Origin of the sequence: Ralstonia sp. 25C (assembly GCF_051904805.1) — a bacterium.
Taxonomy (GTDB): Bacteria; Pseudomonadota; Gammaproteobacteria; order Burkholderiales; family Burkholderiaceae; genus Ralstonia.
On record NZ_CP196737.1, the window covers coordinates 2461942 to 2478109 of the forward strand.

The 16168-nt window shown below is 66.7% G+C and carries 17 protein-coding genes; 10 read left to right on the plus strand and 7 right to left on the minus strand.

The features are described 5' to 3' along the window. Positions 1-2: 2 nt before the first annotated feature. Positions 3-1139, minus strand: coding sequence for a DUF3108 domain-containing protein (locus ACS7SF_RS11515; RefSeq protein ID WP_439889913.1), 1137 nt, complete (start codon positions 1137-1139; stop codon positions 3-5). After that, a complete protein-coding gene (locus ACS7SF_RS11520; protein WP_439889914.1) occupies positions 1111-1971 on the minus strand; it encodes an IclR family transcriptional regulator in 861 nt (286 codons plus the stop codon). Before ACS7SF_RS11520 ends, ACS7SF_RS11515 begins: the two co-directional genes overlap by 29 nt. 106 nt (positions 1972-2077) lie before the next feature. Between ACS7SF_RS11520 and ACS7SF_RS11525 the strand changes: the two genes are divergently transcribed. Further along, complete coding sequence (locus tag ACS7SF_RS11525; protein ID WP_439889915.1) at positions 2078-3070, plus strand: fumarylacetoacetate hydrolase family protein; 993 nt, start codon at positions 2078-2080, stop codon at positions 3068-3070. A 16-nt stretch (positions 3071-3086) separates the two neighbouring features. Here ACS7SF_RS11525 and ACS7SF_RS11530 read toward each other — a convergent pair whose 3' ends face one another. Further along, positions 3087-3983 carry an IclR family transcriptional regulator gene (locus tag ACS7SF_RS11530; RefSeq protein WP_439889916.1) on the minus strand — a complete coding sequence of 299 codons (897 nt, stop codon included), beginning with the start codon at positions 3981-3983 and terminating at the stop codon, positions 3087-3089. Positions 3984-4093: 110 nt separating this feature from the next. On the opposite strand from ACS7SF_RS11530, the gene ACS7SF_RS11535 reads away from it, so the two are divergent. The 4 genes from ACS7SF_RS11535 (at position 4094) to ACS7SF_RS11550 (ending at position 7874) form a co-directional block, all read left to right on the plus strand. Continuing rightward, a complete protein-coding gene (locus ACS7SF_RS11535) occupies positions 4094-4756 on the plus strand; it encodes a hypothetical protein (RefSeq protein WP_439889917.1) in 663 nt (220 codons plus the stop codon). A gap of 192 nt (positions 4757-4948) precedes the next feature. Continuing rightward, the gene (locus ACS7SF_RS11540; RefSeq protein ID WP_439889918.1) at positions 4949-5767 is read left to right on the plus strand and encodes an enoyl-CoA hydratase/isomerase family protein; all 819 of its coding nucleotides are present in this window, start codon (positions 4949-4951) and stop codon (positions 5765-5767) included. A 37-nt stretch (positions 5768-5804) separates the two neighbouring features. Then, positions 5805-6686 (plus strand): PhaM family polyhydroxyalkanoate granule multifunctional regulatory protein, encoded by an 882-nt coding sequence (locus ACS7SF_RS11545; RefSeq protein WP_439889919.1) that lies wholly within the window; start codon positions 5805-5807, stop codon positions 6684-6686. 3 nt (positions 6687-6689) lie between these two features. Then, complete coding sequence (locus tag ACS7SF_RS11550; protein WP_439889920.1) at positions 6690-7874, plus strand: patatin-like phospholipase family protein; 1185 nt, start codon at positions 6690-6692, stop codon at positions 7872-7874. A gap of 12 nt (positions 7875-7886) precedes the next feature. On the opposite strand, the gene ACS7SF_RS11555 is transcribed toward ACS7SF_RS11550, so the two are convergent. Beyond that, the gene (locus tag ACS7SF_RS11555) at positions 7887-8567 is read right to left on the minus strand and encodes a glutathione peroxidase (protein ID WP_439889921.1); all 681 of its coding nucleotides are present in this window, start codon (positions 8565-8567) and stop codon (positions 7887-7889) included. A 398-nt stretch (positions 8568-8965) separates the two neighbouring features. On the opposite strand from ACS7SF_RS11555, the gene ACS7SF_RS11560 reads away from it, so the two are divergent. Together ACS7SF_RS11560 and rfaE2 are read left to right on the plus strand one after the other, a co-directional pair. After that, complete coding sequence (locus tag ACS7SF_RS11560) at positions 8966-9826, plus strand: ferritin-like domain-containing protein (RefSeq protein ID WP_439889922.1); 861 nt, start codon at positions 8966-8968, stop codon at positions 9824-9826. 74 nt (positions 9827-9900) lie between these two features. After that, a complete protein-coding gene (gene rfaE2, locus ACS7SF_RS11565) occupies positions 9901-10398 on the plus strand; it encodes a D-glycero-beta-D-manno-heptose 1-phosphate adenylyltransferase (protein ID WP_439889923.1) in 498 nt (165 codons plus the stop codon). Positions 10399-10429: 31 nt separating this feature from the next. On the opposite strand, the gene ACS7SF_RS11570 is transcribed toward rfaE2, so the two are convergent. From ACS7SF_RS11570 to ACS7SF_RS11580, 3 genes are all read right to left on the minus strand, one after another. Then, a complete protein-coding gene (locus ACS7SF_RS11570; RefSeq protein WP_439889924.1) occupies positions 10430-11188 on the minus strand; it encodes an SPOR domain-containing protein in 759 nt (252 codons plus the stop codon). Between the two features lie 88 nt (positions 11189-11276). Further along, positions 11277-12140 carry a type III pantothenate kinase gene (locus ACS7SF_RS11575; protein WP_439889925.1) on the minus strand — a complete coding sequence of 288 codons (864 nt, stop codon included), beginning with the start codon at positions 12138-12140 and terminating at the stop codon, positions 11277-11279. Next, the gene (locus tag ACS7SF_RS11580) at positions 12137-13018 is read right to left on the minus strand and encodes a biotin--[acetyl-CoA-carboxylase] ligase (RefSeq protein WP_439889926.1); all 882 of its coding nucleotides are present in this window, start codon (positions 13016-13018) and stop codon (positions 12137-12139) included. Before ACS7SF_RS11580 ends, ACS7SF_RS11575 begins: the two co-directional genes overlap by 4 nt. 175 nt (positions 13019-13193) lie before the next feature. On the opposite strand from ACS7SF_RS11580, the gene ACS7SF_RS11585 reads away from it, so the two are divergent. Genes ACS7SF_RS11585 through ACS7SF_RS11595 form a run of 3 tightly spaced genes read left to right on the plus strand, consistent with a single transcriptional unit; the run spans position 13194 to position 16164 of the window. Next, a complete protein-coding gene (locus tag ACS7SF_RS11585) occupies positions 13194-14318 on the plus strand; it encodes an MlaE family ABC transporter permease (RefSeq protein WP_439889927.1) in 1125 nt (374 codons plus the stop codon). Next, entirely contained in the window at positions 14315-15193 is an 879-nt protein-coding gene (locus ACS7SF_RS11590) for an ABC transporter ATP-binding protein (RefSeq protein WP_439889928.1), read from the plus strand. Before ACS7SF_RS11585 ends, ACS7SF_RS11590 begins: the two co-directional genes overlap by 4 nt. Beyond that, positions 15193-16164: an MlaD family protein gene (locus ACS7SF_RS11595; RefSeq protein ID WP_439889929.1), complete on the plus strand. Its 972-nt coding sequence runs from the start codon at positions 15193-15195 to the stop codon at positions 16162-16164. Before ACS7SF_RS11590 ends, ACS7SF_RS11595 begins: the two co-directional genes overlap by 1 nt. The last annotated feature ends 4 nt before the right edge of the window (positions 16165-16168 follow it).

Sequence of the window (16168 nt, forward strand, 5' to 3'; positions counted from 1 at the left end):
GGTCAGCCTCCTTCCTGGGACTGGTAGACCAGGTCGAACTGCATGCCGTTGGGCTCGGTCTGGCGCAGGCGTACCGGCAGCCAGCCGCGCTCGGCGGACAGCCAGATCTCCACGCGCCGCTTGTCGTCTGCGCGGCGCGGCAGTCGTATGAAGTGCTGCGCACGAATCGTGCCGTTCGGGGTGTCGATGGTCTCTTCACCGATGTGCTGCACGCGGGCGACTTCCACGCTGTCGGTATCGGCGATGGGAATTTCCAGCGTGAGCCCCGGGCTCGCGATGCGCTCGGGCTTGCCACGCGCCAATCCCGTCAATTGCAGGAACACGCTGAAGCGGTCTTGCGTGCCCTCGGTCAAGGGCAACACGGCAGGCGTGCGCGTGAAAGTGACGGTGGGGGCGCTCTGCGTGCCGGATGCTGGCGTGGCCTCGGCGGCGTAGTGGAAGGTGGTGACGTCGGGTTGTCGGCGCCCGCGCACTTCTTCGTAGCGAGCGGGGGCAAGACCATAGGGGCCTACGTTGCCCGCGCTACGGAACGCGAGCGAGCCGAAGAACAGCGGCAGCGGAATTTCGACGGCCAGCGTGTAAGTTCTGCCATCGGTGGCCCAGCGGATCACACCGTCTTCGTTGCGTACGCCGTTGACGTAGGTGGCGTAGTGCAGCGTCGCCGAGGGCGGCAGCGAAAAGGTGGCGCCGGATGGGGCGGTGCCCGGGCCCTGCGCGCCCGGCTCGGAGACCACACCGGAGTTGGCCGAGGCTTGGGCGCCGGCGCTGCTGAAGTCCTCCGGATCCATGTTGGCGATGTCTGGCGTCGCCGGTACCGGGGCTGGCGCAGGTGTCGGTGCGGCCTGCGGACGGGGCGCGGCGGGACGCGGTTTGGGCGTGGGCGCCGCTTTTGGGGCGGGTGGCGGTGGCGGCTGTACGGGCTCGGGGCGCAACAGCAGCGCCGGAACGATCTGCTCCGGCTCGGGCGGCCACATGACCTGATGGTTGCGCGCAATCCAGACGACAGCGATGACGTGCAACAGCAGTACCGCCAGCACGATCAGCCCGACGCGGCGCAGGCGGCGAAAGCGTCCAAGGCGGCGCCCGCGGCCGGTAGTCACATCAGCAGGGTTACGGGGCGTTGGGTGCAACGTATCCAAGATCGGCGGAAAGCTGTTGTGCGGCCTGCCGCAAGCGCCGCTCCAGCGGGCCGCTCCAGGTGGTGTCGAAGGTGCTTTGCGCGCCCAGGGCGATCAGTACCAGGCATAGCTGGCCGTTGGCGTCGAATACCGGTAGCGACATGGCATTGATGCCGGGCAGTACGCCGCCGTGGATGCGTGAGGCGCCATGGGCACGCACGTCGGCGCAAATGGCGTCATAGGCTTCGAGCGTGCTGGGCAGTTCGGAATTGTCTTCGGCGCGCGTGGCAGACCGGTCGAGCTCGCGCTGAATGAACGACAGCGTCTGGGCGCGCGGCAAATAGGCGCCAAACACGCGGCCAGTCGCCGAATTCAGCATCGGCATCACATCGCCCAGGCGCAGGCTGACGGTTACAGGGTGGCTGGCTTCTTCCCAGTGGACGATGGCCGGGCCCTGGTTGCCCCACACGGCCAGGCCGATGGTGTGATCGATTTCGTCGCGCAGCGCGGCGGCGGCGGGGCGTGCGCGGCGCATCGGGTCTTGCCGGTTCAGGCTCACCAAGCCCATTTCCAGCGCGAAGGGGCCGAGGTCGTAACGGCCTTCTGGCGTCTGCGTGACGAGGCCAAGGCGCGCGAAGCTCACCAGATAGCGGTGTGCCTTGGCGGGGTTCATCGGCGCGGCGCGCGCCAGATCACGCAGCATCATCGGGCCGTTGGTGTGCGTGAGCACCTCCAGCAGCCGGAAGCCGACTTCGATGGACTGGATGCCCGAGCGCGCGGGCGCATCCAGTTCGCCATCAGCATCGGCATCGGGCTCCAGCTCGAGATCGGTGTCAGCGGGCAGCGTAGACATGGTGGCGGGGCAGGAATAGGCGGAAACAGGGTTCGGGCCAGTTTAGCCGATGCACGGTGTACCATCCGCGCAGCTTTTTCCTGCACAAAATCCGCACACGACGCCCATGAAACTCGCCACCCTCAAGGATGGCTCGCGCGACGGCCAGCTGGCCGTGGTCTCGCGCGACCTGAAGACCGCCCACTTCGCCACGCATATCGCCGGGACGCTGCAGCGCGCGCTGGACGATTGGGCTTTCCACGCGCCGCAACTGCAGGAGCTGTACGAGCAGCTCAACGCCGGCCGCGCGCGTCATCCGTTTGCCTTTGATGCGGCCAACTGCATGGCACCGCTGCCGCGCGCGTACCAGTGGGCCGACGGTTCCGCCTACGTGAACCACGTCGAGTTGGTACGCAAGGCACGCGGCGCCGAAATGCCGCCCGAGTTCTGGACCGATCCGCTGATGTACCAGGGCGGCTCCGATGACCTGGCCGGCGCGCACGACCCCATCGTCTGCCGCAGCGAGGCCTTCGGCATCGACTTCGAGGCCGAGGTGGCCGTCATCACCGGCGACGTGCCAATGGGCACCGAGCCCGCCGCCGCAGCCGAAGGTATCCGCCTGATCGTGCTGGCCAACGATGTGTCGCTGCGCAACCTGATTCCGGCGGAACTGGCCAAGGGCTTCGGCTTTTTCCAGAGCAAACCGGCAACGGCGTTTTCGCCCGTGGCCGTCACGCCCGACGAGCTGGGCGACGCGTGGCGCGAACGCAAGGTCCATCTGCCGATGACGGTGCGCTGGAACAACAAGAAGGTCGGCCAGCCCGAGTGCGGCACCGACATGGTGTTCGACTTCGGCCAGTTGATCGCGCACATCTGCAAGACGCGCAATGTGCGCGCGGGCAGCATCGTCGGCTCGGGCACGATTTCCAACGTGGACCGCAGCAAGGGGTACGCCTGCATCGCCGAGAAACGCATGCTGGAGACCATCGAATCCGGCGCGCCCATCACCGAATTCATGCGCTATGGCGACACGGTGAAGATCGAGATGTTCGATGCGAATGGCGTGTCGATCTTCGGGGCGATTGACCAGGAAGTCGTCGCGCCGGGCACGCAGGCGTAAGTCTTTCGCTCAGTCTTTACGCGGATTCGGGCGCAGTCGTGGAACGGCGCCCGCGTTTGATCGGCGCCGCACCGGCGGTCAGTGCCTGGCCGTGATACCCCAGGCGCAACGATAGGGACCGCCCCGCCTCGCGCAGCGTCTGCGAGACCAACCCCTCCAGGCTGGAGTCGAACGCGTGGGATAGCCCCAGCGCCGTAATGGCTCCGGCCAGCTTGCCCTGTGCATCGAGCACCGGCACGGCCACCGAATCAATCCCGTGCACCAGCGAGCCCGTGATGCGCGCCACGCCCTCGTGTCGCACGATCTGCCAGCGCGCTCGGCAGTTCAGCCAATCGGTGAGGCCGGCTTTGCCGGCACCGGGGCCGCGCAGTTCCCGGTCGATCAGCGGCACGATCTGGATTTCGGGCATCCAGGCCGCACACGCATGGCCCGTGGCCGAGTTCAGCAGCGGCATGACCGAGCCGACGCGCACGTTGACCGCCACCGGGCGGCCCCCGTCTTCCCATCGCACGATGACGGGCCCGCGATTGCTCCACACCGACAGGAACACGCTCTCGTTCAGCCGCTCCGCCAGCTTGGGCAGCATGTTGGTGCCTTCGCGCACGAAATCCACGTCCGACAACGCGGACAACCCGACCTGCAGTGCCTGCGTGCCGAGCCGGTAGCGCGCCGAGGCCGGGTCCTGCTCGACAAAGCCCATGCGTTCCAGCGAGACGAGGTAGCGGTGCACCTTCGCGCGTGGCATGTCGAGCTGCCGCCCCAATTCGGAGACGGCGTGCGCGCCGCCCGTGCGCGCCATCGCCGAGAGCACGGTCAGCGCAATTTCGGCGGATTGGATGCCGGCGCTGGTGCGCTCGGCGGGGGCGTCTTCCGCAGGCGGTTCGTCGGGCAGGAGGGGGGCGTCGATGGGCATTTGAAGTCTCGGATGTCGCTCTACAAGATACGCGTTACGTAAAAAGATACAAAGATACAACCGAGGCGCGTGGCTCTAGAATCACGTCGAACCTCAACTCAGGACGGGCCATGGAGCTACGTTTTCGTATCAGCGCCGCGCAATGCCAGTCGTTGGCTGACCGCATCACCGCCATACGCATCGCCCGGCTGGCTGACAGGCAGGCTGCCATGCAAGCGCGCATGGAGTCTGTCATGCAGCGCTGGCTGCCGCTTGTCTTTCTAATCGTTCCGCTGCTGGTCGTGGGGCTGATCAGGCTGGATGGCACCTCACATCAAAGCCCGATCGAAGCGGTGCTGCCTTTCGTGCTGGCCGCGTTGATCTACGGCGGGCTCTGGTGGCGCTTCCACAAACCGGGGATCGCTTATGTCCTGCGTGCGCGCCGATGGTTCACGGCGAAGATCGAGCGGCGGACCCGGCCCCTCATCGCATCGATCACCGAGCGTTCTGTCCGGCGCAGCATGGCGCGGTTGGAGGGGCTGCATGTGTGGTCGTTATCGTCCACCGCGTTGTCCGTGCGAGGGCCCTCCGGCAAGGCCGCTGTGATCCCGTGGCGGAAAGTTGTGCGCCTGCATGATCTGGGCGACTTCTACCAAGTCTTCACCGGTACCTCCTCGCGCCTGGGGCTCGCCTACTACCTGGCCAAGTCGACGGCGGAAATGGACGCCGATACCTATGCCGAAGGCTTGCGTCAGTTGGGTGACCATGTACCCAACCAGACTGGCACGGCTTGAACCAGCAAGGATGCCCGGGCTGCCCCGCATCGCCAAACCGCAGCAAAACCGCTAGGCTCTTCTCCAAATGACGGGAGGAAACCGCATGCAGTGCCCGGACCAGCGCGCCCGCACGAAGGCGACATCACGACGCGTCTGCCGCATTGCACGCGCAGCCTCATCCGCTATGCTTGATTCACATTCCGACCGATCATGACTTCGCTTGCTCCCCGCTTCGCCCGCTACCAGGCGCTGACGCTCGTTCAGCACGGCCCCGTCCTCGAAATCGTGATGGGTGCGGCGCAGTCGGCCAATCGCAAGCTGTCCACCGCCGATTCGAGCCTGCACCGCGAGTTGGCCGAGATCTGGCGCGATGTGTCTGCCGAGCCGTCGGTGCGCGTGGCGCTCATTCGCGGCGAGGGTCTGGGCTTCTCGGCCGGCGGCGATCTGCACCTGGTCGAACAGATGGCCGAAGACTTTGACGTGCGCACGCGCGTCTGGCACGAGGCGCGCGACCTCGTCTACAACCTCATCAACTGCGACAAGCCCATCGTCAGCGCCATGCATGGGCCCGCCGTGGGTGCGGGGCTGGTCGCCGGTTTGCTGGCCGATATTTCCATCGCCGCGAAGGACGCACGCATTGTCGATGGACACACGCGCCTGGGCGTGGCTGCGGGCGACCATGCCGCGATCGTCTGGCCGCTGCTGTGCGGCATGGCCAAGGCCAAGTACTACCTACTGCTGTGCGAGTCCATGACCGGCGAGGAGGCCGAGCGCATCGGGCTGGTGTCATTGGCTGTGCCGGAATCGGAGCTCGTCAATCGCGCTTTCGAGGTGGCGGAGCGCTTGGCGGCGGGTTCGCAGACGGCCATCCGCTGGACGAAGTACGCGTTGAACAACTGGCTGCGCCTGGCGGGCCCGAGTTTTGATACCTCCTTGGCGCTGGAATTCATGGGGTTTGCCGGCCCCGATGTGCGCGAGGGCATTGCCAGCTTGCGCCAGAAGCGCCCGCCCACCTTCGACGGCACCTGAACCGCCATCGACCCAAGACCGATTTCCAGGAGACACCATGTTCACCCAGATGCCCAATTTCGCTGAAGGCGGCTTCGAGTTCCTGCGCAAGCTGTGGGGCGGGGGCTTTGCCGGCATGGCCGGCGGCATGCCCAACATGGCGAGTTTTGCCGCGCCGCCGATGGATCTCGAAGAGCTCGACAAGCGCATCCATGACCTGCGCGCGGTGGAAAGCTGGCTGCAGCTCAACGCGAGCCTGTTACGCACCGCCATCCAGGGGCTGGAGGTACAGCGCGCCACGCTGGTGGCGCTGCAGACGTTTGGCTCGGCGCTGTCACCCGAGGCGATGAAGTCGGCGTTCGATGGCTTTGCCGGCAAGGGCGAGACCGCCGACGAAGCCGCCGACAGCAAGCCGGCCTGGCCGCACACATCGACCGCTCAATCCACCAAGGCCGAAGAACCTTCGCCAGAAGATGAGGAAGAAGTCGCGTCGGAAGATACCGATGACGACGAGGCCGAAGCTCGCGCAGAAGCGTCCCAGGCCGCTCAAGCGCAGGCCGCGGCCGCGCGTGCCGCTGCGGCAGCGTTGGATCCATCGCCGTGGTGGAACATGTTGCAGCAGCAGTTCAACCAGATCGCCAGTTCGGCGGCGGCTGCCATGCCGATGCCGCAGAACCTGATGCCGGGCTTCCCGGGGTTTGGTGGCGTTTCGGGGGGCATGGGCGCACCGGGGGCGGAGGGGCTTGATACCGCGCCGGAGGAGATCGAAGAGAAAACTGCACCGGCCAAGCCGAAACGTGCGGCCGCCAAGTCGGTGCCGAAGCCGGCCGCCAAGGCGCCTGCCGGTAAAGCAGCGAAGCCGGCCCCCAAGAAGGCCGCAGCCAAGAAGGCGCCCGCCAAGGCGGCACCGCCTAAGCCGGCCAACGACGACACCGCCTGATCGATGTCGACCGACTGCACCGCGCTCGTGATGATGGGCGGTGGCGCACGCGCCGCCTATCAGGTCGGCGTGCTGCGTGGCATCGCGCGGCTCGCGCGCGACACGGTGCCCAATGTGGCGCGCACGCCGTTCGATGTGATCTGCGGCACGTCGGCCGGGGCCATTAACAGCCTGGGCCTGGCGCGCGGCGCGCAGGACTTCACACAAGCCACCGAGGCGCTCACGCAGCTCTGGGCCAGCCTGCATGCAGACCGCGTCTATCGCACCGATGTCGGCCGTGTGGGCGCCAGTGGCGCGCGCTGGCTGACTGCGCTGGCGTTCGGTTGGATGACGGGCCGCACGCCCCGTGCCCTGTTCGACAACACCCCGCTGCGCGAGATGCTGGAGGCCCAGCACGATGGTCGCCAGGTGCAGGCCGCGTTCGAAGCCGGCGCACTGCGCGCGCTGGCCATTACGGCGCTGTCCTACACCACCGGGCGCCACGTCACGTTCTACCAATCCCCGCATGTGGTGCTGCCTTGGCGGCGTTCCCAGCGGATTGCCGTCGCGGATGAGATTGGTGTGTCGCACCTGCTGGCGTCTTCCAGCATCCCATTCGTATTTCCGGCCGAGCCGGTGCCGCTTGAGGGCAATGACGAGTGGTTTGGCGATGGCACGATGCGCCAGATGTCGCCGCTGAGCCCGGCCATTCATCTGGGCGCGAATCGCATTCTGGTGGTGGGCGCGGCGTCGCGCTCGCAGCCCGGGTGGTATGACACGGTGCCGGCGTCGGGCTATCCGTCCTTGGCGCAGGTGGCCGGGCAGGCGCTTGCCAGCATCTTCCTGGATGGCTTGTCGACCGACATCGAACGGCTGCAGCACATCAACGCGATGGTCGCCCGCACGCCCGAGATTGCCGATGCGCGCGACGGCTGGCGCAAGATTGAAGTGATGGTGGTAGCGCCGTCCGAGCGCATCGAGTTGATTGCCTCGCGCCACGTGCAGCGCTTGCCGAGCACAGTGCGCGCGCTGCTCAAACCGCTGGGCGGCACCGAGGCCCGCGGCGCCGCATTCGCCAGCTATCTGCTGTTCGAGCCCGAGTTCACGCAGGAACTGATCGATCTGGGCGAGCGCGATGTGCAGGCCCGTCGCGATGAGCTGGCTGCGTTCCTGTACGGGGTGGTGCCGGACACCATGCGCGCGGCCTGATCAGGGGCAGACTCAGCGCGGCGCCGGCTCGGCCAGCAGCGCATCAATGCGTTTGGCAAGGGCCGGATCGCCCGGCTCGACTTTGCTCGGATACACCGCGACCACGCGGCCGTTGCGATCCAGCAGGTACTTGTGGAAATTCCACTTCGGCGCCTGCCCGGTCTGCGCGGCGAGCCAGGCGTACAGCGGCGAGGCGCCCGGGCCGACCACCGCCGTCTTCGAGAACATCGGGAATTTCACTCCATACGTGTTGTAGCAAAACGCGGCGATCTGCTTGCTGTTGCCGGGCTCCTGCTCGAAATCGTTGGAGGGAAAGCCGAGCACCGTCAGCCCCTTGTCGCGGTACTTTGCGTAGAGCGCTTCCAGGCCCTCGTACTGATACGTGTAGCCGCAATAGCTGGCCGTGTTGACCACCAGCACCACGTGGCCGGCGTACTGGCAAAGGTCTTGCGGGGCATCGTCCTGCAGTCGTTTGACGCGGAAATTCAGGCTGGCCGGGCACGTGCCACTGGCGGCCGGTGGTACCGGTTGTGCGGCGGGCGCAGCGGCGTGACCGGTGCGCGGGAGCAGCAGGGCGATGATGGCGATGGCAATCGCAATGGCGATCACCAGCAGATGGTGCCGACGCAGTACGCCAGACGTATGCCGCGGCAAGGACCGGCGGCGCACAGGGACGATGGCGGAAAACAACATGTCAGGTCTCCGAAAGCTGGCAGTGTGTCGATCCTTTGAGTCTAGGGTATAACGCCGCGGAGCCCGGGGCGGCAGCACCGGAAGTGCTTTGCGCGCGGCACGCTGACGCCGCTTGTACGCGCCGCGCTTCCTATACTGAAGGGCGCGCTGACCATCGAGGGGGCCGCTCCACACAAGACGACGGACCACCCGTCGATCACATCGCGGACCACCGCGAGGCAACGCGCCAGCGCCCGGCGCACCAAGGGGGTCGCCCAAGCCGCGTCGCACGCGTGGCACCGGCAGGCCTGTTGTGACGAGGAAACGGACAGACATCATTCTTTGCTCCGGCAAGCACGAAAAACCAAGGCCGGTCAAGCATGTCTGCTAGAATCCGCCTGCAAATTCAAAGGCTTACCATGCTCTATCCCGAATTGTTCAAGTCGTTGGAAGCGGTCCGCTGGAATATGGAAAAAGATATTCCGTGGGACACGTTCGATGCGTCGCTGCTGAGCGACGCGCAAGCGCAGACCATCAAGATGAACGCCATCACCGAGTGGTCGGCACTGCCTGCCACCGAGATGTTCCTGCGCGACAACCGCCACGATTCCGATTTCTCGGCATTCATGAGCGTGTGGTTCTTTGAAGAACAGAAGCACTCGCTGGTGCTGATGGAATACCTGCGCCGCTTCCGCCCGGAGCTCGTGCCGACCGAAGAAGAGCTGCACAACGTGCGCTTCGAGTTCGATCCGGCCCCGCCGCTGGAAACGCTGATGCTGCACTTCTGCGGCGAGATTCGTCTGAACCACTGGTATCGCCGTGCCTCCGAATGGCACACCGAGCCGGTCATCAAGTCGATCTACAAGCATCTGTCGCAGGACGAAGCCCGCCACGGCGGCGCCTACCTGCGCTACATGAAGAAGTACCTCGGCCAGTTTGGCGACAACGCCCGCAGCGCATTCGCCAAGATCGGCGTGCTGATGGCGTCTGCACGCCGCACTGAAAAGCCGCTGCACCCGACCAACCTGCACGTGAACAAGGCGCTGTTCCCGCAGGACACGGTGCAATCCCGCCTGCCGAACCCGGACTGGCTCGAGCACTGGCTGGACGAGCAGATCAAGTTCGACGCCGGCTGGGAAAAGAAGGTCATCGAGCGCATCCTGCACAACATGGGTCTGCTGTTCGAGCGCACCTTCGAAACCGTGCAAGACCTGAACCGCTACCGCAAGGAACTCAACGCACGTCTGCTCGGCTCGGCCGGCGCTGAACAAGCGGCCTGATTCTTGCCATTGGTAGCCAGCGGCCCATCGATTCGATGGGCCGTTTTGTTTTTCACTCCAATTTCGCTTTCGCCATGACCGTTCGCCAGCCCGCGCCCGCCTTTGAACAGAAGATCTGCGACACCGCCGATGTGGAGGCCAGGGTGCGCGCCTTGCCGCGTCCGCTGGTCTTCACCAACGGCGTGTTCGACATCCTGCATCGCGGCCATGCCACGTATCTGGCGCAGGCGCGCGCGCTGGGTGCCTCGCTGGTCGTGGGCGTGAACACCGATGCCTCGGTGCGCATGCTGGGCAAGGGCGACGATCGCCCGCTCAATGCGCAGGACGATCGCCTGGCCGTGCTGGCCGCGCTCGAATCGGTGAACCTGGTGGTGCTGTTTGCCGAGCGCACGCCGGTCGAACTCATCCAACGCGTGCGCCCCGACATCTACGTCAAGGGCGGCGATTACGACATCGATGCGTTGGAGGAAACGCGCGTGGTGCGCAGCTGGGGCGGTACGGCGCTGGCGATTCCGTTCGAGCACGATCGCTCGACGACGGCGCTGCTCAAGCGCGTGCGCGCAAGCTCCTGAGCGATTCAGGCAGTCAAGCCGGCGAACGCGGTTAGCGCGATGCCGTGACGGAGGCGGTGCAGGCGCGCAAGTCGTCTGCGCCGAGGCTCTTCTTGAGCGAGGCCAGTTGGATTGCGACAGCGGATGCCGCGTCGGCGCTGGCGGTCACGCGCAGCCATGTGCGCGCGGCGCTGCGGTGGGTTTCGGTCAGCACGGCAGTGCGCACATCCTTGGCGCGCAGATCATCGAGTCGCTGCTGCGCGCGCTCCTTGTCGCGGAACAACCCCAGCGACACCACGAACCCATTCCCTTCCTGCACGATGGCCGAGTCGCCCACGTTACGGCGCTTGAGCTCGCCGACCTTGCGCTCGGCGTCTTCGCGGGTGTCGCGGGCGGGCATGTGGACCCACCAGCGGCTGTCTTCCTGGCGCGTGATGCGCTCCACTTCAACACCAGCCAGCGGCTTGAGCTGATCGACGCCGCGCGTGGCCTGGGCATCGGTCAGCCCGCCGAGCTCGGTACACGTGCCGGCAGTGTCGGCGGTGGAGAGGGCGGTGCGCTCGATGGAAGCCTGCGCTGCGGAGGCGGCTGGCGTGGAGGCCGGTGCAGCCGAGGGCGCGGCGGCTCCCGAGGCCGGCGCAGGCTCCAGAATGCGGATCTCTTCGGTGCGAATCTGACGGCGCATGCGCTCGGGTTCGCGCTCGCTTTCAAACCAGGCGCTGGCCACATCGGGGCCGAACACGCCCACGTTGGCCGCCAGCAGAACGCCGTTGACGAGCAGCAGGAGCAGCAGGGCGAGGCGAAGCGTCATGGTGCGAACAGGCGTGGATTCGGACGGTGATTCGGAATGCAGGAACACGGCGACAGCAACAACAATAAAACGGGAACGGCGACGGCCCTCAGTCCGGCGGCGCGGCATCTTCACGGCACGCGCGCGCCAGCACCTGCAGGCCCAGCAGCACGAGATTATCGTGCATCTGGAACGGCATGCGCAGATGCGGGGCCAGCGCGGTCCGTGCGCCGCCGCTCAGCACGCAGCGTGCCGGGCCGGGGTATTGCGCCTGCAGCGTCTGCCACGTCTGCGCAATGGCGCCCGCCTGCGCGGTGATGCAACCGAGCGCGATGGCGTCTTGCGTGTTGTCGGCCCACGGCGGCGCGACCATGTCGCGTGTACTGAGGTAGGCGATGTCCACCTCGGGCAACTGCGCGGTGTTGCGGGAGAGCGCACGCATCATCAGCGTGATGCCCGGGAGGATCAGGCCGCCGGCAAACAGGCCATCGGGCGTGATGATGTCGAGCGTGGTGGCTGTGCCGGCGGTGACGAGCAGTAGCGCCGTGTCGGGCCACACATGTCGCGCCCCGATCGCGCCGACCCATCGGTCCGTGCCCAGTTGGCCGGGTTCGCGATAGCCATTGCGCAACCCGGCGGTGGCGGCTTCTGATGCGGCGATGCGCACGCGCGCGCCGTCGAACACGCGGGCAATGCGCGCGGTCAGCGCATCGCGCAGCGCGGGGCCAGCCACCGCGCTGATCCACACCTCGGGTGGTGCGACGCCCGCGACATGGCAGTCGCGCCAGTCTTCCACCAGCTCGGCGAGTTGATCGTGCGTGCGTGCGCCGGCGTGTTGCCAGGGCGTGGCGTCGGGTTCTTCCGGCAGCGCATCGACACCGCTAGCGATCCACGCCCACTTGATGCGCGTGTTGCCGGCGTCGATCAGCAGCAGCGGGCGTGCGGGCGCAGCCGGAGCCTTGAGGCGCGTCATGGCTGCTCCGCGTCTGCGCTGCGCAGCGACACCTCGCCGCTGTGGACCCACTGCACGCGTCCGCCCGATTCAATGGCTAGCCGGCCGTGCGCATCGATGCCGTGCGCCACGCCTTCGAGCACCACGGTGCCGTCTTGCCACAGGCGCACGCGCTCGCCGGCAAAGGCATCGCGTGCGGCAAACGGCGCGACGAACGGCGCCAAACCGTGCTCGCCAAAGCGCTGCAGGTGCTCGCCCAGCGACGTCAGCAGCGCCGAGAACACCGCGTTCGGCTCCGGCGTATCCACCAGTTCTTCGACGCCCGACAGTTCCCGCCCCAGCGTGTCTTCCAGCCTGCGGGGGCGCTCCAGGTTCAGGCCAATGCCGATGACGGCCCAGGTCTGTCCGGGAGCTGCACGCACGGTTTCGACCAGGATGCCGGCGAGCTTGCGCCCGGCGATCTGCACGTCATTCGGCCACTTGAGCGACAGGGCCTGGGCGCTGCCGCCGTGGCTTTCGGCGTAGGCGGCCACGGCATCGGCGACGGCCACTCCGACGGCGAGGCTCAGGCCGCCGAGCTGCGCGGGTTCACCGGCAAAGGCGCAGGCGATGGAAAAGGTCAGGCCGTGGTCGCCGCTCCAGGGGCGGCCCTGGCGGCCGCGGCCGGCGGTCTGGCGTTGCGCGGCGAGTACGCGGGCGGCGAGTAAGGGCGCCGGGCCGGGGCCGGCAGCGTTGGCGGGCAAGGCGGGCCAGGAGGCTTCGCGCACGGCGGCCATCAGATCGGCGTTGGTGGAGCCCGTGGCTTCCACCACGGTAACCGGCCAGCCGGCGGCGGGGCCGCTGGGTTGGATGCGTTCGCGCGACAGGCGCCAGCGGGCGGAGGGTTCTGCGAGAGACATAAAAGCGAGCGATCAGGGTTCGCGCAACAGATGGGCGCATTGTACGAGCGCGGCCTCCAAACCGAGGCACGATGGTTGCAGCAAGCGACCCATCAGGCCCACAGTGTGACAGCGTCGGGCAGCGGCTTGGCTACAATTCGACCGATATCCGGCATCACCGACCACGGAGCCCCGTTTGATCACCTGCCGCACGCCACAGCTTGAAGTCCGCCTTGTCGATGGGCGCTCCGTCGCCTTTCTCTCTGGCGACTGGACCACGCTTGCGCTGGCCGAGCGGGCTGGCGTGCGTGGCGCGCGGGCGCAAATTCGCGCCGGGCTGGACAACGCCAACGCGTGGTGCCTGACCGAGGTTGGCCGCATCGACCACTTTGGCGCGCAACTGCTCTGGCGCGCCTGGGGTAACAAGTGGCCCGAACACCTCGACGCTCGCCCCGACCAGCGCCGCATGATCGACCGGGTGGCCAAGCTCGACCCCGGTGGCTGGAAGCAGCGCCTGGCGCCGCGCATCAATCCGGTGGCGATCCTCGGCGGGGGCATGCTCGATTTCTTCGACCATGCGCGCAACGGCATCGCCATGATCGGGCAGTTGATGTTCGATTTCGGCCGGTTCCTGCGCGCGCCGCATCGCGGGCCGTGGCGCGAGATTTCCGCCAACATCTACAGCACCGGCTACAAGGCGCTGGGCATCACGGCGCTGGTGGGCTTTCTGATCGGCATCGTGCTGAGCTACCTGTCGGCCAACCAGTTGCGCGTGTTCGGGGCCAGCATCTTCATCGTCAACATTTTGGGGATGGCCATCATCCGTGAGCTGGGGCCGGTGTTGGCGGCCATCCTGGTGGCGGGGCGGTCCGGCTCGGCCATCACCGCGCAGATTGGCGTGATGCGGGTGACCGAAGAGCTCGACGCCATGCGCGTCATGGGCATTTCGCACGGCTTTCGGCTGATCCTGCCCAAGGTGATTGCGCTGGCGATTGCCATGCCGCTGCTGGTGGCGTGGACAGACTTGCTCGCGCTGGGCGGCGGCATCCTGGCGGCCAAGTTCCAGCTCGACATCAGCCCGACGTACTTCATCACCTCGCTGCCCGACGCCGTGCCGGTGGCCAACCTGTGGCTCGGCATCGGCAAGGGCGTGGTGTTCGGCATGCTGATCGCGCTGGTGGCGTGCCACTTTGGTTTGCGCATTCAACCCAATACGCAGAGCCTGGGTGAGGGCACGACCACCTCGGTGGTGGTGTCGATCACCATCGTCATCCTGGCGGACGCGGTGTTTGCGATCCTCTTCAAGGACATCGGCATATGACGCGACCCCGCCATCCGCACGTCGAGCACGCGCAAGCCGCACCGATCATTACGCCAGCCCGCGAGCGCGTGATCGAGGTGCGCAACGTCACCAAGCGCTACGACAAGGTGACGGTGCTCGACAACATCAACCTGGACGTGTTTCGCGGCGAGGTACTCTCCATCGTCGGTGGCTCGGGCAGCGGCAAGACGACGCTGCTGCGTCAGGTGGTGGGGCTGGAGAAGCCGACCTCGGGCACCATCCACATCTTTGGCGAAGAGCTGACCTGCCAAGTCGGCAACGACTTGCAGTCGATGCGCAACCGCTGGGGCATGCAGTTCCAGCACGGCGCGCTGTTCTCGGCGTTGTCGGTGATCGACAACGTTGCGCTGCCGATGCGCGAGCTGCGCACGCTGCCCGATGCGTTCATCCAGCGTGTGGCGATGCTCAAGCTGCAGATGGTGGGGCTTAAATCGACCGACGCCGACAAGATGCCGTCGGACCTGTCGGGCGGCATGATCAAGCGCGTGGCGCTGGCGCGGGCGTTGTCGCTGGAGCCCGAGCTGGTGTTCCTGGATGAACCGACTGCGGGGCTGGATCCGCGCGCTTCCGACGACTACGTCGCGCTCATCCGCGAGTTGCGCCAGGAGCTGGGTTTGACGGTGGTGATGGTCACGCACGATCTGGACACGCTGGTGGCGCTGTCCGACCGCATCGCTGTGCTGGCGGACCGCAAGGTACTGGCCGCCGCGCCGATCGAGCAGATCATTCAGATCGACCATCCGTTCATCAAGGAATACTTCCTGGGCGAGCGGGGGCAGCGGGCCCTGATGGCATTGGGCCCGCAGATGACAGAAGTCGTGGCGGCCGCCACGCTTGCAGTGCAGGAGGATTGATGGAAAACAAAGCCCACGCATTCCTGGCCGGGCTGTTCACGATCGGGCTGGCGATCTTTGTGGCGCTGGCGGTGATGTGGTTCAACCGCGATCAGACCGTGCGCGTGCCGTACGAGGTGGTCACGCGTTCGACCGTCAACGGGCTGAACCCGCAGGCCGCCGTGAAGTACCGCGGCCTGGATGTCGGTAAGGTCGACAGCATCCGCTTTGACGACAAGGTGCCGGGGCAGATCGTGGTGCGCGTGCTGGTCGACAAGGACGCGCCCATCACCACCACCACGTACGGCCGGCTGGCGTATCAGGGCGTGACGGGCTTGGCCTATGTGCAGCTCGACGATCGCGGTTTCGACCAGGGCAACGATGGCGGCCGGCGCGCCCCCAACCCCACGCGCCTTGCCACGTCCGACAGGAACCCTGCGCGCATCCGCATGGAAGCCGGTTTCCTGGATGAACTCGACAAGCGTGGCGATCAGATGCTGTCGAAGCTCGATCAGACGCTGACCTCGCTGTCGACCATGTTTGACGATGCGCATCGCCAGCAGATCAGCGATTCGCTGCAGTCGTTCCGGCAGACGATGGACACCTACAACGCGCTCGCCCAGCATGCCGAGCCGACGCTGCGCAAGCTGCCGCAGATTGCCGACAACCTCGACGCGACGCTGGTGTCCACGCGCAAGCTGACGCAGTCGCTGGCCGACCCGAAGGGGCCGCTGATGTCGACGCTTTCGGGCGCGGGCACCGATCTGACGACCGCAACGCAATCGATGCAATCCGCCGCCAATGTGCTGACCTACGAGACGCTGCCGCAGCTCAACGGCTTTGCGCGCGAGGCCCGCCAGGCCGTGCGCGGCTTTGACCACGCGGTCGCCGATTTCAACGCGCGGCCGCAGAGCGTGCTGTTCGGCCCCGCGCCGGGTGTGCCGGGCCCTGGTGAGACCGGCTTTACGGCGCCTGCAGCCCGCCAGCCCTGAGGAG